Raw genomic sequence first — 20622 nt, 5'->3', positions numbered from 1 at the left:
TTTTTTTCAACTGAAAATATCTTCAAGTGAAAGAAAAAAACTATCTTTATGGGAGTGTGCCGGAAGGTCATGACGTTCTTTAAAAGTGTGTGTCTGGGTTGGTTTTGTGAAGGCGGAAAGTTGCGCGGGAGTATAGCGTTACCTCTACAACGGAAAGGAGCTGCTGGATGATTTAAACCTTAATCTATACGATTATGGAGCTAGGATGTACGACCCCGCTATAGGGAGGTGGAGCGTTGTTGACCCGTTGGCAGACCATCCTAATCAAATTGATAAGAGTCCTTATGCTGCTTTTTGGAACAACCCTATTGTTTTTACGGACCCAGACGGAAGATGTCCTGATTGTCCAGATCCTTCTACAGCAAATGAAGGTGATATTGTAAATCCAAATGGAGGTATGGACTTCATTTTCACAAATGGTGAATGGACAGGAATTGGAGGGACTTTGAATGAGGTAACTGTAACAGCTTCAAGAAGTGAAAATAATGGAGGTTTTGGAAGCGGCTTTGTTGATGGCTTTGGAGCGGGCGTTGGAAGTACGGTTGACTTCTTCAAGAGTTTAGGAACGACCCAAGGCTGGAAAGATTTGGGGCAGGGAATGTTTGATATGGCAATGTTGGGCTGTCAAAGTTGCCCTCAGGGCATGATGATGCGAACCCAGATGGCCGATAGAACAATCAACTACATACAAAACATCCCAAATATGTCGTCTTATGAAATGGGCTATGATCTTGGGTTTGGTACTGAAAAAGCTTTAGAGATAGCAATTACAAGAAGAGTAACGCCTCTTCCGAAAACGGCATTAGGGGTTAGGAATGTTGGTAATGCAAGCAGATTCAGCACTATACAATCCGTTAACACATATGGCAAGTGGGGATCTTTTAGTCAAAGACAATTTACTTGGCCTACAGGTGGATATACTTTAGATAAGGCAACCTTCTATAATAGGAATTTTATTATTCCATCTGGAAGAGTTATAGGAGTTGGACAGTTACAGCATTTGCAGAATAAGTAATTATGGATAGCAATAAAGATTTCATTAAGCTTAAATCATTGATAAATGAGGTTTTTGGAGTTAAGGAAATTAGCTACGATACAGAAATAAATAATCTCAAAACTCTTTCAGAAGACAATAATAGATTTATTGAATTATTTCAATCTGAGTTTAAAATTGATATGAGTTCATTTCCATATTATCGATATTTTGAAGAAGATGAATTTATTGTTTTATCTTTGATTAAAAAGATTTTTCGAAGGAATATGATGGACAAAAAAAGTTTATCTGTAAGCCATTTATTGAAAGTTATTGAAAAAGGAGAGTGGATTGAATAATATGGAAAAATCAATTATATACATTTATGTAATCGGGTTACTATGCTTTAATTCTCTTTACGCCCAACAGAAATTGCCGTTAGAAAAGCGTATTTCAGATGATATTTGCAAATGTTTTGGGGAAAACGGTTTTACAGTTATGAACAAGCAAGTATCAGCCGCCTTGGATACCTGTAGTACCAGTACAGTAAAAAAATACCAAAAAGAGTTGGAGAGTTATTTTTCAAGCCAGAAAGATTCGGGTTATGATAAAGGATACGAAGCAGGGAGGCTATACCTTCAGCAAAAGGTAGCCCCTTTGCTTTTTACTGAATGTGATGCTATTAAAAAGCTGCAAATAAAAAGAGAGTAAACACCAATGTAAGTAAGCCCGGCCAGTCCGGGTTTTTACTTTTCAGGCTTTCTGATGTAATAAGGCCATTCGAGAACCCATCCGTAATGTTTGGTGATGTAGTCGGTACAGGTTTTACCAAGCTCCGGGGTTTGTTTGAAGTTGATAAAGAGGCCGTGGCCGGGTTGTACTGTATTATTGTAATGCTCTGCCCATAGTCGGGCGTTTTCTTCCAAGGAGTTAGAAGCCGGAAATACAATCTCGCTTTTACTTTCCATAAGCCAGTCGGGTTGTGGCAGAAGCCAGCAGGCTGTCAAGGGCATACAAAATACAATGTTTGTTATCATCGGGTAGGCTATTATCCAAAAAAATACTAACCAAAAACCCGGCAAGTCCGGGTTTTATTTTAATGGATAGCCACATTTTTTTGGAAGAAGCCTTTGAATTTCTTTTTGGTTAGGAAAGTGTCTATCATTTTAAAGACCATTTTTTTCGGGTTAGAGTTGGGCAATCAGTTTTACCTGTTCCATCAGGCTTTTATCTTCAATGGTCACTTCATCGGTGAAGGCTTCCCCTTCTTTGGACAACTTTAAAATATACAGTTAAATTTAGTTAGTATTGCAAAAGGTGTTACTTGTGGGTAAATCATGAAAGTTATCCACTGTTAACACTCTAGTGCGGCTGGCAAACTCTCTAAGGGACACTTCGCCCAGACTGTAATGGATCCTGTTTTCAATATAATTGAATATTCCGGAGCATTTTGAGATCTCTAATCCGGAATGATTTGGAGTAATACGTGGCCTGAATTACCAGACTCGACTGACATTCCGATGGATGTTAACCACCTAAAACAGGATATTCAGGATTATTCCGATGGATGTTGACCCCTTTTGGTCTAACTCCGGTTCATGTTAACCCCTCTTAATATTGGTTGCTAAGCGGACTATGTATTCAACCCGCTACTTGTAAGCCCATGGAAGGAAAATCGAAATCAATGCGTCAGATAAAACAATTATTGAGACTTAACAGGTAGGGTAAAGGAATCATACCTTTGCACGAATTATTGACCCACATGAGCAAAAATACTGCTATTACCCACCTGCAAGCTCCCTACGATTCTTAGTCAGGACTAAGAATCGTAGGGAGCTTGTAACAAAAAAACGTCCCATAGCCCCGTTCGGTAGCAAGAGGTGCAGCGAGGGCAATTTTTACAATTTTCTGTACGCGGGAAGTTTGAAAGTCCAGAAAATAGGCTTATTTTGCCCCTAGTGGGAAGTATGTTTTCGAGCTCGGGAGCTTTCGCCAGTGGGATGTCCGTGGATGGAGGAACAGGCCTATATGTAGGATGTGTTGTAGGATCGAGACAGTGGCTAATTTCAGGAGGGGCCTTAACGTGGCCCTATCATTGTTCAGGAGCGCCACTACTATCCCTTCGGCTTAAAGCTCAGTGGACTCAGCTATGATTACCAAGGGCATGATAATCGTTATCTCTACAACGGCAAGGAACTCCTGGACGACCTGAACCTCAATCTATACGACTTCGAGGCTCGTTTTTACGATCCGGCTATAGGACGCTGGAACGTTGTTGACCCGTTGGCAGACCAAAGAGAATGGGTATCACCCTATAACTTGGTTCAAAACAACCCTCTCAACAGGATCGATCCTGATGGAAGGCTAGACTGGGTTGCCAATAGGGAGGGAGGAGTGTATTGGGATGAAAATGCAACTTCCAGGCAAACACAAATTCTGATGAAACTTATCTGGGTAAATCGGGGACGGGGATAGACGAACAAACAGGGAATACCGTGGTGTACAATTCCGATGGAAGTACAACAGAAGGAATTAGGAGTTTACCCTAATTTACAGTATCCTCTCCCAACCCAGTTCAGGACGGGGTTTATAAGGCAATAAGAGAATTTGCTACTTCTGCTCTTGGAGTGACAAAGGACGTCACAAGAAAAGTGAGAGCCGGGTCTACCGTGACTGGCCTTGTTGTTGTTCCTTTTGGCCCGCCTCTTGGTGCTGGATTGATAACAATAGGAGAAACATTTTCTGCTGTTTCTGGAACAGCCGTGCGGCGCTAAATTTAAGTCAAGGAAATATAGGAGCAGCTTTTACGGATGTCGCGTTACTTTCAGTCGGTTCATTCGGAAGTGCAGGAATAAAAAGTCTTGAGGGAAGTGTGGTTAATTCAACTGGGCGATGCATATTGAGAGGACCCCAGAATACAAGTTTGGAGATTACTAATCATCTAATAGTGCCTGCTTTTCAAAATCGAAAAAAAATAAGGCATATGCTATTCTTAGGAATAATTAGTTTGATTCTTGGTGCTCTGATACTTTATAAAATGGTTAGACACCCTTTTAAATATGATGACGGAGCCATCAATTTTAAAGGATATGCGTCGGGTATAATGTTTATCTTCATAGGTATTTACGTTCTCTTCGACCATTTTAAGATTCTTTAAATCAATATAACTTTGAGTTTAGAGAAAGCCTGATTGCTCGGGCTTTTTTGCTTATAGCGCAGCCACATTTCTTCTGGAAGAAGTCTTTGAACTTTTTGTTTGTGAGCATCTTGTCGATCAGCTTGAAGATAGTCTGCCTGTCCTCTTCTTCGAGCTGCTGGATAAGCCTGAGCTGTTCGACTGCTCTCTTGTCCTCGATAATGACAAATTCCACTTCTGGTGAATTAGTTTTAAAATTTACAAGCTTGATCCAAACTAGTCCCAGCTCAATTACCGCTGAATCAGGAATAGCTGATTTACATCACCCCTCCAAAGCCAAAGCCGATTTAAAAATAAGTAGTTTATCGGGAGAAGTTTATTCCGATTTTGATATTGAACTTACCAAATAGTCTAAAACAAATTTACGTCAAGTGTTTGAGAGCCAAACGTGTGAAGGTAAAATTAATGGTGGGGTGTTGATATTACGCTCTACACCGTTACAGGTGAGATTTTTATTCGAAGGGCCAAAAAAATAAGACCTGTTTTATGAACGCCACACTCCTAAGTGTCAATTAGATTTTGAGTTATTTCTGATTTTGCAGTCAACTATTTGAATGTATTGCATAGTTAAATTTTAGTGCTGAAAATCAGTGCGTTATCCCTTTCTCCTAATTTTTTTCGAACTACTATTGCTTTTATCATCAAGCATAGTTAATTTACAAGGGAAAGTTCAGGAGAGGCGCCGAAATGTGAATTTTTCAAGACCAAAGGTTGGTTTTGTGAATCAGAGAATTTTATATCTTAACTAAAATGAAAAATCCATTATTTTTCCTTGTATTATGTCTTTTCCTAGTCTCTTGTAAAGTCGAAAGTCAAAAAGAAGTCTTAACTTTCGAATTAGAGCCAGATAGAGTTGTTTCAGAACTTGATAGCTTGTTTTTTGTGAAAGTGAGTTTTAATAAATTTAATAGTGATAATTTTATATTGAGTCAAAATCCTGCTTTTCTTTCAAAAACTAGTTCTGATTTTGAACCAATTTGGACTTATAATAAAGAAGGAGTAGGGCCAGGAGAATTACGATATCCTGAGCAATCCGTCATAAGAGATGGTATACTATATGTGTTAGATCATGGGAATCAAAGTTTGAAAAGTTTTGACATTAAGGGTGGCAGTTTTCTTTCTTCATTTCGAATTCCTAAGCCTGTGATGAGACAAAGGTTTGCAATTTCAAATAATGGAAATTTCTATTTTTCTGTATTGGAAATAGGCGAAAATAACTCTGTTGTAGAGGTTGATTCAAGTGGTGAATTAATTAGATACATTGGTGTTAATTTTCCTGAAACGGGAGTGGGATCAAATAGGCAAATGAAACTTTTTCAATTAGACGAAAACGATAATATAATTTTGATAGGAGCCAGTCTACCTTATATTGAAATTTTAGACAATTCTGGTAAAAGTTTAAACTCATTTTCTTTAACAGGTTTTGAACCTATTAGAAGAGCACTTGATTCATTAGAAAATGATATAATTACTAAAAAAAGAGGACATGAACCAAGTTCCATTCCGATATACATAGAAGATGCACAATATGTAAATGGTCGGTTATATGTGTCATTTACTGATAGAATTGGATTGGACCGAACTAAAGCAAGAAATTTATTAGAATTTAAGTTGGATGAAAACAGTTGTGACCTTGAACGCATTTTCAAGTTTAAGACTGGTACTGATGATGACAGATTTCATCCATTGAATTTTTATGTTGACGATAATAATAAAAAATTAATGGTTCAAGGATTAGTTACAAAAAATATTTATGAATTTAAGCTTCCTGATTAGTTTTATGAATATTTTTGGGCTAAATCATGGAAGGTGGCCACTGTTAACGCCCTAGTGCGGCTGACAAACTCCCTTGAGGATATATCGCCTGGACTGTCATGGATCCTGTTTTTATTATAATCGTATATCCAATATGCCGTCAAAGCCCTAACTTCTTCAAAATCATAGAACAGATGTCTGTCAAGGATCTCATTTCTGTACGTTTAGTTAAAGCGTTCTAAAGCGTCTTTCCGACACCCATGTATCGGGCCTGAAATACACCTACAAGCTCCTTTCGATTCTTAGTCCTGACTAAGAATCGAAAGGAGCTTGGCACAAAAACACGTCCCTCAGCCCCGTTCGGTATCAAGAGGTTCAGCGAGGGCAATTTTTACAATTTTCTGTACGCGGGAAGTTTGAAAGTCCAGAAAATAGGCTTATTTTTCTCGTAGTGGGAAGTATGTTTTCGAGCTCGGGAGCTTTTGCCAGTGGGATGTCCGTGGATGGAGGAATAGGCCTATAAACAGGATGTGTTGTAGGATCGAGACAGTGTCAAAGTTCTGGACTGACGGCAAAAAGCTTACCTATCAAATCGCTATTGGAAATGCAGTAGGGTCAAAAAAATGCAAGCGCTGATATACAAAAAGTGGGATTAGTACGCTGGTTTCCGCCAGCTAGGCTTTACGTAAGATTTTTTCCATCTTTCTCCCCTTGGCTAGCTCGTCTACCAGTTTATCCATGTAGCGAATCCGACGCAAAAGAGGGTCTTCTATCTCTTCGATGCGCTGACCACATAGGACACCCGTAATTAGCGAAGCATTCGGGTGCAGAGCAGGCGCTTGCGCAAAAAAGGTGGCCAAATCATATCCCGCAGCCAACTGTTCCCGTAGCCCCTCCACTGTATAGCCTGTTAGCCATGTGATCACTGTCTCCAGCTCTTCTTCTGTGCGGCCTTTTTTAGTCACCTTATGCATATAATGCGGGTAGATATCCGCTAATGGCATGTGAAAGATTTTCATCGCTATGTCTCTTTAAAATCCATAAGATATACCTACCCGGAAGCCGCGAGCGAAAATATGGGTGTCCCCAGGCACTTCATAGAGAGACGTAAGGGCATAGCGCCAGTCTACGAGCAGCGTGACGCGGTACAGCTGCATGCCCACCTGGAGGCTAGCCCCCACTTCTACAGGCTGAAACGATGCGTCCGCAACATCCTGCGGCGTTCTGCCCGCAAAAGACAAGTAGTCGTCCGGGTCACGCTGGCCCAGATCATAGCGGAGGTAAGGGCCTGCACCCAAAAAAAGCCTCAGGTCTTCCTCTTCACTGACCATATTAAAGCGCAGGTGTAGCGGCGCTGTAAGTGAGGTTCTCCGAAGGATGCTTTCCCCAAGCTCAGCACCATGCCACTCCACCAAGGTCGCCAAGTTTAACCCCAAACGTTTTTTAAACCTATATTCCGCGTTAAAACCTGCCTCGAAGGCTACCACCCCGAAACTGTTGAACGCCGCACCACGATGTCGGTTATAGGCATTGCCCATGGCAAATTGTACACCCATGCTTAGCGTCTTGGCTGAACGCCCATTTTGGAGGCTTTTTAGGCTTTCGATAGGGCTAAGACTAGGTGCCACCACCATCTCACTCACCAGATCGCTAAGGAAAGCACTCACCTTTGCCATCCCCGCATAGTCGAGTAGGTGTGCCTTATCTTGAGGGGTATGGTAAGGTGAAATGATGCCCGTATTAACATAGATGGACGGAATGCCCACTTGCCCAAAGGGCCAGGTGTCTGTTCGACGCTCTATAGAAGGTGCTGTCCCTTTTATACGGAGCTCGTGCCGAGTTTCAGCGCGCCTGAGTAGAGAAAGGCCTTCGGCTAATGTCTCCAAACCTTTCAGCTCTAGACTCCCCTTTTTTTCATACATCCCGATCATGTCTAAAGAAAACATGGCTTTAATCGCTGAATTCGGAAAGGGCTTTTCTGCTTTTACGAATTTTTCGGCCCCGATCAGACCACTCTCCTCGGCATCGAAAGCCACGAAAAGAACGCTGCGGCCCGGCAGCTCCCCGCTTTCCTGTAGCATGCGGGCGATTTCTAACACGCCCGCGACCCCAGAGGCATTATCATCGGCACCCGAAAAAATACCCCGCTCGCTGTATCCTAAATGATCGTAATGCGCACCTACTAGGATGAATTCCTCCCGCAACTCCGGATCGGACCCAGGAAGCATGCCGACCAAGTTGATTCCTTTTAAATTGACCAGCGCGATGCGAAAATCAAATTCCTGCCGAAAGTTTTCCGCCCCAGGCAGTGGCTGCAGGCCTATCTGTGCCATCTCCGCTTCGATGTAGCGAATGGCTTTCAGACGGCCTTCTGTGCCTAGGCCCCTCCCCTCCATGGAATCAGCAGCGAGAATGTGTACATGACGACTTAGTCTGTCGGAGACTGTTTCCGTTACCGTAGCCGGCACTTGTGCTTTGGCCCCGAGGGCCAAAAAAAAGAAAAAAAGCACGCACACACCGCGCTTAAGTGGGGAGTTCGACTGCATCATACGGCATGGTTTTAGTTGCTAACGCAAGTTAAAATTTTCCATGCACTTTTAGTGCTTCCACGAGAGATTTTTCGCCTAGTCGAGTACCAAGAAGTGTTATTTTAATGCCAAGCGTTCCTGGCGCTGTAGGTAGCGGAGGCCGATGATGGTCTTGGTGCCCTGACGGCGCAGATAGACGTCTTTAGAAGCGGTTAAAAGGTCTAAAAGCTGAGGGAGGGCCGCTTCCGGGGCATGAAGTGCCTGTAGTAAACGCTTCGGCGGTATGCTCTTGGGCCCACTGGCCAAAATGAGCCGCGCAGCCAGCTGACCGATCTGCTCTGGCACGGTAGGGATATTCGCTCGCGGCAACAAAAAACTGTCTAAATCCCGCCGGCTCTCATCCAGAAGCCGGAGCTCACCAAAACGGTTCACAGGCACAAAGCCCAGTGCCAAAGCCTCCCAGCTTATCGCCTTTTCGCCCGCAAGCAGACAGCATAATCCGCGGCGCCACTGCTGCCGAAGGTGCTGTCGAAGCGCAGAGTCTTCTGGCCAGTTACTCACATAAAGCTTGTCACAGAGTGCCCATGCCTGAGCCCGCAAGCGTTTTTCTGTGCTATGCACGCCGATGAGTAGGCAGCTTCCCTTTGCTATGGCTTTTGCGTAGAAGTCACAGGCTTTCGCGAGCTGCTTGCTTGGCAGGAGAAGCAAGCAGGGCTGTACAGCGGCTTCCTCGGCAGTTAAAACACGCTCAAAATCACCATCGGCAACAAAAAACAGGGTGGCCAAGCCATAAAGACGTGCTTTCTTTAGAAAAGTGGCTTTGGAAAGGGCTTCCAGTTCTGAAGCCGCACCTGCAGAGGCTAAAAAGCCTGCTGGGCGCTGGCGCAAAAGATCGACCGCGCCACGTACTAAAAACTGAAATGGGGCCGTCGTCCCGGTCTGTTGCTTCCACGCGGCGGGATAAATAAAGCGATCGGTCCACTGGATGACCTCTACGCCCAGATGGGCCCATTCGGCAAATAGCCGCCGGGTTTCCTCAGCCAGCGCTGCCTTTTGGTGGCACAGCCGCTGCCAGTGCTTTAAAGAAAGCTCTGCTATAGGGCACTCCGCGGGGAGGGCTAGAAGCTCCGGCTGATGTAAAATACGCTGGTAGAGTAAGTTCTTTATCGAAGGGGAGACTCCGCTGAGCTGATCGAGATGGTAAGCCAACTGCTGCATAGGAAGGGGGCCGATTCATTGCCCTTACAAAACAGCAGCATTTCGGAGGAAATTCCAAATCTCTAAGGTACGCACCCCACAGATCAGGTAGGTATAAAAAAAATCAAGAATTCTATACGGGTAGAAGTGACAACTTTCCGTTCTTTGTCACGTTACGATCGGTAATCCCATGCAAGCTTCTGTAAAAATAGCGCTTATTCTCATCTATTCCCTCTTCCATGCAGGGATGAGCTATTCCATGCATTACTGTGGAGAAGATTTTAAGCGGATTAACCTCTACGCGGAACAAAAAACCTGTTGTCCAGAAGCAGAAACCCCGATGCCCTGCTGTGAAGATATTTCACATGTAGAGCAGCCTAATCGCCTGCATGTGGTGCCCAGCAGTGAAACATTTACCTGTGAAGTCGCGGTATGTCCGCCTCATTTTCTGCTTGTGCCTTTCCTATTTTCGGGTGTAGTGGGTGAATTTTTTTCTGGAGAAGACGCCTCTCCGATTTCCCCCGGGGAGGCTGCTGAAAAGGAACCTAACCGTCCCCGACTGCATGTGCAGTACGGTGTTTTTTTGATTTAGTAAGCGATTTTTTTTGGCTCAAGGCGGCTTTCTAGGCGCTCTTTTTCGGCTTTGGCCCTCCTGTGTAAGGAAGTTATTTCTTCGCTTGGGTGCAGCCTGGCTACTCCCGCTTCTTATGTGTGGCTATTTAAAATTCATGTATGTTATCTAAAATCATCAAGTTTTTTCTTACCCAAAAGCTGGTGACGGTGATGCTGCTGGTGCTGCTTACCCTCTGGGGGATCGTGGTGGCACCGTTTAGCTGGCAGCTTCCCTTTCTACCTAGCGATCCGGTGCCTGTGGATGCGATTCCGGACATCGGAGAAAACCAGCAAATCGTCTATACCGAGTGGATGGGGCGCTCTCCGCAAGATGTGGAAGACCAGATTACCTATCCGCTGACCTCGGTGCTTCTCGGAGTTCCGGGCGTGAAAGTGACGCGCTCGACGTCCATGTTTGGCTTTTCGTCCATTTACATCATCTTCGAAGACGATGTGGACTTTTACTGGAGCCGCTCCCGCATTTTAGAAAAGTTAAATGCGCTTCCTGCTAACTTGCTTCCTGAGGGGGTGACCCCCCAGCTCGGCCCTGATGCTACGGGCTTGGGGCAGGTGTTTTTCTACACGCTGGAGGGACGGGATGCCTCCGGCAAAGCGACCGGTGGCTGGGAGCTTCATGAGCTGCGCAGTATTCAAGACTATTTCGTTCGTTACGCCCTAGCAGGGACTCCTGGGGTCGCCGAGGTGGCCAGCATCGGAGGGCATGTGCGGGAGTACCAGGTAGAATTAGACCCTGTGGCCATGCGCGAAAATGGCGTGAGTCTGATGCAAGTGATGGAGGCGGTACGTGGTTCCAACCTGGACGTGGGGGCGAATACCATGGAGGTCAATCAGGTGGAATACATCATCCGTGGCTTAGGCTATGTGAAACGTCTGGAAGATATCGAGGAGGCAGTCGTGCGTGTGGTGGAAGGTGTTCCATTACGTGTGCAAGATGTGGCGCGTGTGCAGCTAGGTCCTTCGAGCCGCGCGGAGCGTGCCCTCTTAGATAAGGGAGGCGCAGAAACGGTCGGTGGTGTAGTCGTGGCGCGCTACGGGGATAATCCTTTACAGGTGATCGAGGCGGTCAAAGAAAAAATCGCGGAGATCAGCCCAGGCTTGCCATCGAAACAGCTCGCTGATGGGACGATCTCGAAGGTTCAGCTGGTCCCCTTTTATGATCGTTCGGGCTTGATTAAAGAGACGCTCCACACCTTAAATGAGGCGATCAGCTTGCAGATGCTGTTAACGATTATCGTGATCATGGTGATGGTGGGGCACTTGCGGGCCAGCTTGCTTATCGCAGCCTTGCTTCCGCTGGCGGTGCTGATGTGCTTTATATTGATGAAGTATGTAGAAGTGGACGCGAATATCGTGGCCTTAAGTGGTATCGCGATTGCGATCGGTACGATGGTGGATTTAGGGATTATTTTAAATGAAAACATCCTTCGCCACCTAGAAGAAGCCAAAGGGAAGACTGTGGACCGCTTGCAACTGGTGTTTCGCGCCACCACTGAGGTAAGCGGGGCCATTTTAACGGCCGTGCTGACGACGATCATCAGTTTTCTACCGGTTTTCACCCTTCAGGCTGCGGAGGGCAAGCTTTTTGGGCCTCTGGCCTACACGAAAACCTTCGCGCTGATCGCAGCGCTATTCTTTACCTTGCTGATTATGCCAGCGCTTGCGCATTGGCTGCTGGGCAGTCGCATCCGAAGTCCGAAATGGCGCTGGCTGGCGCCGGTGCTGCTCCTCATTTTTGGTGCCCTAGCAGGGCTCTATGTTTCCTTCTGGTGGGCCCTCGTGCTTCTGGCTTTAGGGGTAAACCAAGCACTGCCGCTGCTCGGAGGACGGTGGGAGGCCTATCGATCCTATCAAAATGCGGTAGCATTAGGCATCGGTTTGCTCACGGTCTCTCTCCTGCTGTCCGAAGCATGGCGGCCTTTGGGGCCTGAAAACAGCCTATTCGCCAGCTTTTTCTTTATACTCATGGTTTTGGGCGTTGTTTTAGGTGGCTTTGCCTTGTTTTTACGGGTTTACGAGCGTCTGCTTCGGCTCTTTTTGCGCCATGCGCTTCTTTTTATGCTCCTGCCGCTGAGCTTAATCTTACTGGCAGTGGTTATGTGGCTCGGGTTTCCGCGGCTTTGGCAGAGCACGGGAGCTTCTCCAGCAGAGACTTCTTGGTATAAGGGGCTAGCCAAACGCTTTCCTGGCATGGGAAATGAGTTTATGCCCGCGCTCGATGAAGGGGCCTTTCTGCTGATGCCTTCTTCCATGCCACATAGTGGGGTGGAAGCCAACAGAGAGATTTTGCGCCAGCTGGACCTACTGGTGCAGGCGATTCCGGAGGTGGACATGGTCGTAGGCAAGGCCGGCCGAGCGGAGAGTCCTTTAGATCCGGCACCGCTTTCCATGTACGAAAATATCATCAACTACAAGTCGGAATACCTGCAGGATGAGGCTGGGCGTAAGTTGCGCTTTCAAGTAGATGAGGATGGCTTTTTTCCTTTGCGCTATGGGGAAAAGATGTACTGGCATGATCGGGTGTCAGGGCTTATTTGGGATGAGCATGTCCGCTATGTGGAGGAGGAGCTACGCCGTGAGCTAGTGGCAGCGCTGCCGCGCTATTTGCTATCAGATCCTGAAAAGGGGCGATTTTACCGACAGTGGCGCGATCATATTCGCAGTCCCGATGACATCTGGAATGAAATCCAGCAGGCGACTTCCGATATTCCCGGCGTGACGGCGGCTCCACGGCTGCAGCCGATCGAGACGCGGCTGGTGATGCTGCAGACGGGTATGCGAGCGCCGATGGGGATGAAGGTGTATGGTCCAGACTTAGAGACCATCGAGGCATTCAGCTTGGAGCTGGAAAATGTACTTCGGGAGGTTCCTGGCGTGAAGGCAGAGGCGGTGTTTGCTGACCGCTCCCTCGGCAAGCCTTACATCGAGGTGGCACCTGAGCGCAGGGAAATCGCACGCTACGGGCTAAGCATGACGGAGATCCAGGAGTTTATCGAGTTAGCGATAGGGGGTATGGCGGTTTCTACCACGGTAGAAGGCCGCGAGCGCTATGCGATACGACTGCGCTATGCACGCGAATACCGTGACGATCCGGATCGGCTACGGGACTTGCTGGTGCCGACACCCAGTGGTGCGCATGTGCCGCTAGGGCAGCTGGCAGAGATCCGTTTCCGTCCCGGGCCCATGATGATTCGTGGAGAGGACACCTTTTTAGTTGGTTATGTCATGTTCGATCGCCGCGCCGGTTATGCTGAGGTGGAGGTGGTAGAAGATGCACAGCGCCTGCTGGAAGAGAAGATCCAAAGCGGTGACTTGCAGGTGCCGGCGGGCGTGCGCTTCGTCTTTTCGGGCAGCTATGAGAATCAGGTGCGGGCCCAGCAGCGGCTTCAGTTGGTGATTCCACTTTCTTTGACGGTGATCTTTCTGATTCTCTACTTACAGTTTCGGAGTACGGCGGTGAGTCTGATGATCTTCACCTCGATCGCGATGGCCTTTGCCGGAGGCTTCATCATGCTCTACTTGTATGGGCAAAAGGGGTTTTTCAACTTCGAGGTGATGGGCACGAACCTGCGCGAGCTGTTTCAGATGCAGCCGTTTAATCTTTCTGTGGCTGTGTGGGTAGGTTTCATCGCGCTCTTCGGTATCGCTACGGATGATGGTGTGGTGATGGGGACGTATCTCAAGCAAAGCTTTGAGAAATTCAAGCCTCAATCTCGGGAAGAGATCCGTGAGGCGGTGGTGGCTGCAGGTCTGAAGCGGGTACGTCCCTGCCTGATGACTACGGCCACGACATTGCTGGCGCTGCTACCCGTACTGAGTTCCTCGGGGCGAGGAGCGGACATCATGATTCCGATGGCGATTCCGGCCTTTGGCGGTATGGCGGTGGCGCTCATCAGCTTATTTATCGTGCCCGTGTTGTATGGGACTTATCAAGAATTTAAATGGAGGTGGAAAGATGATACGCAGACGAATGAATAGGCTTTTGAATAGGCTTTGGCCGGTAGGCCTACCCATCCTTATGCTGCTGGGGCTAAGCCTGCTGGTGCAGCGTCCCGCACGGGGGCAGGATTTTCAGACGCTTCTGGAGGAGGCGCTCCGGGAGAATCCGCAGGCTAAAGCGGCGGCGCAGCGGCATCGAGCGGCTTTAGAGCGGGCAGGTGCAGCCGGTTTTTTGCCGGATCCGGAGCTGCAGGTCGGGGTATTTACACGGCCCATGGAGCTGCTCATGGGGGATCAGCGGGGTGAGGGCAGCCTGATGCAGATGTTCCCCTGGTTCGGGATGCTGAAGGCAGAAAAAGCGGAGGCCGCCGCTATGGCTGAAGCGGTGCATGCTTCTTACCGTGAGGTGCTTACCGAGCTTGCATATGCGCTAGAAATCAGTTATTTGGAGGTCTATCGCCTGCAGGAATTACAGGAGATAGACAGACAGAATATAGCCTTACTGGAGGCCCTGGAGGAGCTGGCGCTGATTCGCCTTCAGGGTGGTGATGGGGCTGTGGCGGCAGTTCGTTCGGTTTTGACGGCCCTGCCTGCTGCGGCATCCTCCTCTGCGGCTCCTGCCATGGGGGGTATGGAGGGGATGGGTGGCAGCGCTGCTTCGGGTTCTTCGAGTGCTTCCGCCTCCGGTGGTGGTGCTATGGGGAGCATGGAAACGGGTTCAGGATCGGATGCCTACACGGGCATTTTACGTTTGCGCATGCAGCGCAAAGCCTTGGAAAGTGCCCTGGAGCAGCGTAGGGATGATTTGGAATTGGCTTATTTTCAGATCGGCACACTGCTGGGTCGTGCGGAGCCCGTGCCGGTGCAGGCGACCTTAGGCGCTGCTGGAACCCGCTGGCAGCTGCCCAATGCGCAGGAGCTTCCCCTGGAGGTCTTGGAGGCGAATCCTATGTTGGCCATGCTGGCCAAAGAGCAGCAAGCACGCGAGCAGGAGGCGAAAATGGCGCGCCTGGAAGGGGCTCCAATGATCGGTTTAGGGCTTAGCTACATGGTTTTTAGCCCCCGTCCTGAGATGGGGGCGCCAGGTCCTGAAGGGGGCATGTTCGTACCCATGGGCATGGGGGATAACATGGTGATGCCTATGGTTTCGCTGAACCTGCCGCTCTACAGGCGTAAATATAAGGCGAAGGCCCGTGCGGCTCAGGAGGAGGCGGGTGCCCTGGTGCATCAGCAGGACCAAGTGCGGCAGGAGCTGTTACTTTCCTTCCAAGGGCTTCACCGCGATAAGCAGGAGGCTGAGCGCAGGCAGCAGCTTTTAGCCGAGCAGGTGGCACTCCTAGAGGAGGCCTTACGCTGGGCAGGGACGGCGCTGGTCAGCAGTGCGGGCAGCCTGTCCGAGGTGGTAAGTGTGCAGCAGGAGCTCCTGAGCTATCAGGCGCAGCGTATTGAAGCAGAAGTAGCAGTGGAAAAAGTGCGGGCGGCCTACGATCGCCTAGCAGCAAAACATACAATAAAATACGATGAAAGTAACTAAAACAATTCTCGCTAGTTTTTTAGTGGTCTTTGTTCTCGGAGCGGGCCTCGGCCTGCTGCTAGGTGGCCACACGGAGGAGATGGCCGAAGAGGAAGGGGATTCGGGCATGTGGATTTCTCCCATGCACCCTCACATTCGCCAAAATGAGCCCGGACAGTGCCCGATCTGTGGGATGGACCTGGTGCCGATGTCGCAGTTTAAAGGCATGGAAAACGATGATCCTTTCTTGCTCACCATGAGCGAAGATGCAGCAGCGCTGGCGCGCGTGGAGACCGAACAGGTAGTACGGGGCTCCGCTACTGCCCGCCTAACCCTTACCGGAAAAATTCAAGCCAACGAACAGGAAATCCGTCGCTATGCAGCCAACTATGGCGCGCGCGTCGAGCACTTGGCGGTGAATTTCACCGGGCAGCAGGTCCGGAAGGGAGACCTCTTGGCCAAATTATATGCTCCGGAACTCCTCAGCGCCCAGCAGGAGCTGCGGCAAGCAGCCGCCCGCAAGGCACAGCAGCCGGAGCTCTACCGTGCCGTACGCGAAAAACTACGGCTGTGGAAGTTGTCCGGAGAACAAATCGACGCTCTGGAGAGTGGGGAGGAGCTAGAAGATGTGTTGGCGATTTATGCCGATGTTTCGGGTATCGTGACCGTGCGCAATGTCACGGAGGGCGATTTTATCACACGAGGCACCGTGCTCTTTGAAATCGTGGACCTGAGCACGGTTTGGGCGATGCTGGCTGTCTACGAGCAGGATTTAAGCACGGTACGCGTGGGTACAGAGGTGGAGTTAGAACTTAGTGGGGCCCCTGGTAAAGCCCTGAAGGGCAAAATCAGCTACATCGACCCGGTCGTGCATCCGCAGACGCGAACTGCCGCTGCACGTGTGGTGCTCGCGAATCCGGGTGGGCGTCTGAAGCCGGAAATGTTCGTGCGGGCTGTCGCTAACGCCTCCAGCACAGAAGGGCTCGTGGTGCCACGTGCCGCGGTGCTCTGGTCCGGGCCACGTTCGGTGGTCTTCGTCCAGGAGGGTGGAGCCAGCAGTCCTTCCTATCGCATGCGTGAGGTCAAGCTGGGCAAGCGTCTCGGAGATGCTTACGAGATTCTATCGGGCATCGAGGAGGGCGACCGTGTGGTGAAACAGGGAGCCTTCGCCGTAGATGCGGCAGCCCAACTGACGGGCAAATACAGCCTCATGCTTCGCCCCGAAAATTCGGCGGTGGAGGTGGATGCGGATTTTGCCAGTGCTTTCGATCAGGTGCTAGCCCGTTATATGGATTTAAAAGATGCTTTGGTGGCGACAGATGCTGCCACTGCTGCCCAAAAGGTGCCTGCCCTGCGGGATCAGGTGGAAGCCCTTGATGCTTCGGGTCTAGAGGTAGCAGCGGCAGGCTGGTGGAAGCGGCAGCAGGACTTTCTTAAGCGTCAGCTGCGACAGCTCGCCGAGACGCGAGATGTAGAGGAGCAGCGCGCCCTTTTTGAGTTGGTTTCCGATAGCATGCTGGCCGCTGTAGAACGCTTCGGCAGTGCAGAGAAAGTTTATGTGCAGTACTGCCCGATGGCCTTCGATGATAAAGGTGCCTCCTGGCTGAGCCTGGAATCTAAGATCCAAAACCCGTATTTCGGTTCCAAGATGATGACCTGTGGAGAGGTGACGCGCGAGTTTTTGGTGCGCTAGCACCGGGCCTTAGACAGTGCCTGCATAAAAAGAGATGTCTCCTGCCTTTTGTTAGCCCAGCGACTTTTGGCCGGCCAGGCCTACTCTACGTTTCCTTCTCCTTCGTTTAGAGGTCTAAGGTTCGGTGGCGGCGGTGGCAGGAGCTCCTCATCTTCTCGCTCATAAGGGAAAATTTCCACGATCGGGCTTTCGGTGATATCCGGCACGCGGAAGGTGACGAGCATGTTACTTAGGCTCTCGTGAATGCGCTCATAGGCCTGTTTCACATCTATGGCGGTCACGAGCATGTACTGCGTGACTTTTTTTTCCTTTCCGCTGTCGGCATCTGCCACCACATAGGTGATTTTACATTTGTGCCAGAGGTCGATGTCCTCGTAGAAGAAGACATCCACGATATTACTTTTGCTGATATTTGTGACCTGGAAGTCCCCACGGATCACCGAGCCCAGCATGTCGTAAATGCGGGCTTCTGCCTCGGTAAAGGAAACGGCATCGACCAGATACTGCTCGGACACATTTTTCAGTAGGCCTTGTTCATCTTCCTTGGCATACTTGACTTTACATAAAAACCAGGTTCTCATAAGGGGTAAAAATTTATCGCCTACGAAGGTACAGGTTCTGCGCTGCGCAGCCAAATCTGATCGCTGCCTTTTTTTAGTCCGGGGGCCAAAGGGTTTTTATGAATGGCTCCCTTTCTCTTCTTTTTTTCGTCTAAATCGCCAAATTTTAGGAACGAGCGACGAAAAAGTGCGTATATCTTGTCAACATTAGGGTGTTTTTCCTATCTTTTTCGCGTAGGAAAGGTTCTGTGTAGAAGAAATCCCTTGCCTTAAATGGAAACTGCTATGCCACACCATCGTCTTCGCTATGCCTTTCCCGTTCAGCTGCTGCTCTTGCATCTGCGCAAGAATTTGCTGCTGCTGGCGCTGTGGCTACTGCTTTTTTTGATCATTTTTGAGCGCTTTGGAGGCATTTTGGGTATCCCCTTTTTATTTTTAGACCCCGAGTATCTGAATGCGGTCTCTTTCCAAAGCTTTTTTATATTAGGCATCGCCCTGGCTTTGTTTACCATGGGCTTTCATATGACGACATACATATTGGATGGTGCCAAGTTTAAGTTTCTGGCCGTGATAGAAAGGCCCTTCCTGCAGTTTTGTGTGAACAATGGGCTTATTCCCCTGATTTTTTACCTCATATATATCGTTCAGTTCGTCCGTTTCCAGTATCAAAACCTGCCAGAGAGTCCATTCACTCCTTGGGTGCATTTTCTGGGCTTCGGGCTGGGCTCGCTGCTCACGTTTATCCTTTTTTTCGTGTATTTCGGCTTTACGAATAAGCATTTCTTCATCCTTTTTGCCGACGAAGTCGAGCGCCGTCTGAAAAAAACGAAAATTCCGCGGGCAAATATGCTTCAGCAGTATAAGGAGCGCAAGCGAGATCGCTATAAGGTCACACATTTTCTGAGCTGGGGCTGGCGCTGGGAGCCGGTGCGGAGCGATCTACGGGACTTTGAAAGTGGCAAGCTGCTACGCGTTTTCGATCAGAATCACTTGAATCTGGTGTTGATACAGGTGGGGCTGTTTACGCTACTTTTTTTGCTGGGCTTCCTGCGCGAGATTCCGCTGCTGCAGATTCCGGCCGCGGCGAGTGGGCTGCTTATGCTTACCGTGCTGATGATGGCGGTAGGGGCGCTTTCTTTTTGGCTTCGGGAGTGGACCACCCTGGCGGTAGTGGGTATCCTGCTGCTCTTTAATTTTGCGAGTAAGACGCAGTGGCTCAACCGTCCGCATGAGGCCTTCGGCTTGGATTACGGGCTGCCGCCCAAAGTCTATAATTTGGCGGCCATCGAGGAGGCTAGCCAGGAGGAAGACCTGCGCGCGGACCGGGAGGATACGGAGCGGATATTAGACCGCTGGCGTGCGCAGTATCCGGCGGACAGCCCACCACCACTGCTGATCGTCACCACGAGTGGGGGAGGGCAGCGGGCCGCGCTGTGGACCTTTCACCTGCTGCAGCAGCTGGAGGCTTTGGCCCCGGGTCGGTTTATGGCCAACACCCGCCTGATCACCGGTGCTTCGGGCGGTCTGGTGGGGGCGGCTTATTTTCGAGCCCTGTATCAGGCGCATCTAAAGGATCCTGTGGCCTATCCGCTTTTGGAGACCCGCTATCGGGAGAAAATCGCTGCTGACAACTTAAATCCGATTATATTCACGCTGCTGGTGAATGATATTTTAATTCGCAGACAGCATTTCGAGTATGGGGGCAAGCGCTACCTGAAGGACAGGGGCTTCGCATTCGAGCAGCAGCTCAATAAAAATACGGAGGGGCTGCTGGATGTGCCGCTGCAGCATTTTCGTGCGGGCGAGCAGCTGGCGGAGCTGCCGCTGCTGCCGATTAACCCACTGATTACGAATGATGGGCGCAAGCTGATCATCAGTGCCAGCCCGATGGGGTATTTGGGGGCCTCTTCTGCAGTGTTAGCGGCCTCCGGTGTATCGGAAAAGGTGCAGGGGCTGTCTTTTACACGGTTTTTTGAGGCATATGGTGCGCAAGACTTGCGCTTTAGCTCGGCCTTGCGAATGGCGGCGACTTTTCCTTATGTGACGCCAAACATTCAGCTGCCCACCCTGCCGCGGATGGAGACCATGGATGCGGGCCTGTCGGATAATTTCGGGATACAGGATGCGCTGCGCTTTGTGGCGACCTTTCAGGAGTGGATCGAGAGGCATACCTCCGGGGTGGTGCTGCTGACGATTCGGGATAGTGAGAAGGTGGAGGAGATCGAGGAAAATGTGTCGCGCGGCTTGCTGCAAAAGTTTTTTACGCCACTGCGTGGGGTTTTGGTCAACTGGGACAATGTGCAGACGCTGCACAATGAGGCCTTACTGAATTACATGCGGGAGCAGATGCCCTTTCCTATCGAGCGTGTGCCTTTTGAATATGCTGCGAGCAGCTACTTGAAGGATCGGAATCCCAGTGGGACTTATTCGGCGGATGAGCTCGAGGTGCAGCGTGCTTCGCTGAACTGGCGGCTGACTTCCCGCGAGAAGTTGTCGATCATCAACAATTTAAATCGGCCGGAGAATCAAGCCAGCCTGGCTCGTTTTGAAGCCATCATGGCCGCTTGGCCGAATGCAGATGCTGAGACGGGAGCCATTCGGCTGACGCAGGTACATCTAGAGGAGTAGATATGTAGCC

The 20622-nt window shown here is 49.4% G+C and carries 14 protein-coding genes and 2 pseudogenes; 10 read left to right on the top strand and 6 right to left on the bottom strand.

The genetic code is table 11. The features are described 5' to 3' along the window. Nucleotides 1–151 precede the first annotated feature (151 nt). From ACXIT9_RS00885 to ACXIT9_RS00875, 3 genes and pseudogenes are all read left to right on the top strand, one after another. Nucleotides 152–1015: pseudogene (locus tag ACXIT9_RS00885) on the top strand (RHS repeat-associated core domain-containing protein); the annotation flags it as partial. A 2-nt stretch (nucleotides 1016–1017) separates the two neighbouring features. After that, nucleotides 1018–1332 (top strand): hypothetical protein, encoded by a 315-nt coding sequence (locus tag ACXIT9_RS00880; RefSeq protein ID WP_458054360.1) that lies wholly within the window; start codon nucleotides 1018–1020, stop codon nucleotides 1330–1332. Nucleotide 1333: 1 nt separating this feature from the next. Next, nucleotides 1334–1684 carry a hypothetical protein gene (locus tag ACXIT9_RS00875; RefSeq protein WP_458054359.1) on the top strand — a complete coding sequence of 117 codons (351 nt, stop codon included), beginning with the start codon at nucleotides 1334–1336 and terminating at the stop codon, nucleotides 1682–1684. Nucleotides 1685–1719: 35 nt separating this feature from the next. On the opposite strand, the gene ACXIT9_RS00870 is transcribed toward ACXIT9_RS00875, so the two are convergent. Next, a complete protein-coding gene (locus tag ACXIT9_RS00870; protein ID WP_458054358.1) occupies nucleotides 1720–1941 on the bottom strand; it encodes a hypothetical protein in 222 nt (73 codons plus the stop codon). A 1123-nt stretch (nucleotides 1942–3064) separates the two neighbouring features. On the opposite strand from ACXIT9_RS00870, the gene ACXIT9_RS00865 reads away from it, so the two are divergent. Together ACXIT9_RS00865 and ACXIT9_RS00860 are read left to right on the top strand one after the other, a co-directional pair. Then, entirely contained in the window at nucleotides 3065–3448 is a 384-nt protein-coding gene (locus ACXIT9_RS00865) for an RHS repeat-associated core domain-containing protein (protein ID WP_458054363.1), read from the top strand. A 1471-nt stretch (nucleotides 3449–4919) separates the two neighbouring features. After that, a complete protein-coding gene (locus ACXIT9_RS00860) occupies nucleotides 4920–5945 on the top strand; it encodes a hypothetical protein (protein ID WP_458054357.1) in 1026 nt (341 codons plus the stop codon). A gap of 2 nt (nucleotides 5946–5947) precedes the next feature. On the opposite strand, the pseudogene ACXIT9_RS00855 reads toward ACXIT9_RS00860, so the two are convergent. The 4 genes and pseudogenes from ACXIT9_RS00855 to ACXIT9_RS00840 all read right to left on the bottom strand — a co-directional run. Beyond that, nucleotides 5948–6136 (bottom strand): annotated as a pseudogene (locus ACXIT9_RS00855) (integrase core domain-containing protein); the annotation flags it as partial. Between the two features lie 462 nt (nucleotides 6137–6598). Further along, nucleotides 6599–6943 (bottom strand): DUF2200 domain-containing protein, encoded by a 345-nt coding sequence (locus tag ACXIT9_RS00850; protein WP_458054356.1) that lies wholly within the window; start codon nucleotides 6941–6943, stop codon nucleotides 6599–6601. Nucleotides 6944–6955: 12 nt separating this feature from the next. Further along, nucleotides 6956–8473: a M20/M25/M40 family metallo-hydrolase gene (locus tag ACXIT9_RS00845; RefSeq protein WP_458054355.1), complete on the bottom strand. Its 1518-nt coding sequence runs from the start codon at nucleotides 8471–8473 to the stop codon at nucleotides 6956–6958. 96 nt (nucleotides 8474–8569) lie between these two features. Then, entirely contained in the window at nucleotides 8570–9670 is a 1101-nt protein-coding gene (locus ACXIT9_RS00840; RefSeq protein WP_458054354.1) for a hypothetical protein, read from the bottom strand. 169 nt (nucleotides 9671–9839) lie between these two features. Here ACXIT9_RS00840 and ACXIT9_RS00835 point away from each other — a divergent pair, with 169 nt between their 5' ends. The 4 genes from ACXIT9_RS00835 (at nucleotide 9840) to ACXIT9_RS00820 (ending at nucleotide 17424) form a co-directional block, all read left to right on the top strand. Beyond that, the gene (locus tag ACXIT9_RS00835; RefSeq protein ID WP_458054353.1) at nucleotides 9840–10241 is read left to right on the top strand and encodes a hypothetical protein; all 402 of its coding nucleotides are present in this window, start codon (nucleotides 9840–9842) and stop codon (nucleotides 10239–10241) included. 140 nt (nucleotides 10242–10381) lie between these two features. Continuing rightward, a complete protein-coding gene (locus ACXIT9_RS00830) occupies nucleotides 10382–14257 on the top strand; it encodes an efflux RND transporter permease subunit (protein ID WP_458054352.1) in 3876 nt (1291 codons plus the stop codon). Next, nucleotides 14235–15752, top strand: coding sequence for a TolC family protein (locus ACXIT9_RS00825; RefSeq protein ID WP_458054351.1), 1518 nt, complete (start codon nucleotides 14235–14237; stop codon nucleotides 15750–15752). The genes ACXIT9_RS00830 and ACXIT9_RS00825 overlap by 23 nt, the downstream gene beginning before the upstream one ends. Beyond that, nucleotides 15739–17424: an efflux RND transporter periplasmic adaptor subunit gene (locus ACXIT9_RS00820; protein ID WP_458054350.1), complete on the top strand. Its 1686-nt coding sequence runs from the start codon at nucleotides 15739–15741 to the stop codon at nucleotides 17422–17424. The genes ACXIT9_RS00825 and ACXIT9_RS00820 overlap by 14 nt, the downstream gene beginning before the upstream one ends. Before the next feature lie 80 nt (nucleotides 17425–17504). Here ACXIT9_RS00820 and ACXIT9_RS00815 read toward each other — a convergent pair whose 3' ends face one another. Beyond that, the gene (locus ACXIT9_RS00815) at nucleotides 17505–18005 is read right to left on the bottom strand and encodes a DUF4494 domain-containing protein (RefSeq protein ID WP_458054349.1); all 501 of its coding nucleotides are present in this window, start codon (nucleotides 18003–18005) and stop codon (nucleotides 17505–17507) included. A 264-nt stretch (nucleotides 18006–18269) separates the two neighbouring features. Between ACXIT9_RS00815 and ACXIT9_RS00810 the strand changes: the two genes are divergently transcribed. Then, a complete protein-coding gene (locus ACXIT9_RS00810; RefSeq protein WP_458054348.1) occupies nucleotides 18270–20612 on the top strand; it encodes a patatin-like phospholipase family protein in 2343 nt (780 codons plus the stop codon). Nucleotides 20613–20622: the final 10 nt, after the last annotated feature.

This window comes from Nitritalea sp., from assembly GCF_054166705.1.
Note: the sequence above shows the minus strand (reverse complement) of the source record. Positions and strands in the feature narration are given on the sequence as shown.

Bases quoted from the DNA above. Each gene is read 5' to 3' on its own strand.
- ACXIT9_RS00880 (WP_458054360.1), top strand. From the start codon at position 1,018: ATGGATAGCAATAAAGATTTCATTAAGCTTAAATCATTGATAAATGAG.
- ACXIT9_RS00875 (WP_458054359.1), top strand. From the start codon at position 1,334: ATGGAAAAATCAATTATATACATTTATGTAATCGGGTTACTATGCTTT.
- ACXIT9_RS00870 (WP_458054358.1), bottom strand. From the start codon at position 1,941: ATGGAAAGTAAAAGCGAGATTGTATTTCCGGCTTCTAACTCCTTGGAA.
- ACXIT9_RS00860 (WP_458054357.1), top strand. From the start codon at position 4,920: ATGAAAAATCCATTATTTTTCCTTGTATTATGTCTTTTCCTAGTCTCT.
- ACXIT9_RS00850 (WP_458054356.1), bottom strand. From the start codon at position 6,943: ATGAAAATCTTTCACATGCCATTAGCGGATATCTACCCGCATTATATG.
- ACXIT9_RS00845 (WP_458054355.1), bottom strand. From the start codon at position 8,473: ATGATGCAGTCGAACTCCCCACTTAAGCGCGGTGTGTGCGTGCTTTTT.
- ACXIT9_RS00840 (WP_458054354.1), bottom strand. From the start codon at position 9,670: ATGCAGCAGTTGGCTTACCATCTCGATCAGCTCAGCGGAGTCTCCCCT.
- ACXIT9_RS00835 (WP_458054353.1), top strand. From the start codon at position 9,840: ATGCAAGCTTCTGTAAAAATAGCGCTTATTCTCATCTATTCCCTCTTC.
- ACXIT9_RS00830 (WP_458054352.1), top strand. From the start codon at position 10,382: ATGTTATCTAAAATCATCAAGTTTTTTCTTACCCAAAAGCTGGTGACG.
- ACXIT9_RS00825 (WP_458054351.1), top strand. From the start codon at position 14,235: ATGATACGCAGACGAATGAATAGGCTTTTGAATAGGCTTTGGCCGGTA.
- ACXIT9_RS00820 (WP_458054350.1), top strand. From the start codon at position 15,739: ATGAAAGTAACTAAAACAATTCTCGCTAGTTTTTTAGTGGTCTTTGTT.
- ACXIT9_RS00815 (WP_458054349.1), bottom strand. From the start codon at position 18,005: ATGAGAACCTGGTTTTTATGTAAAGTCAAGTATGCCAAGGAAGATGAA.
- ACXIT9_RS00810 (WP_458054348.1), top strand. From the start codon at position 18,270: ATGCCACACCATCGTCTTCGCTATGCCTTTCCCGTTCAGCTGCTGCTC.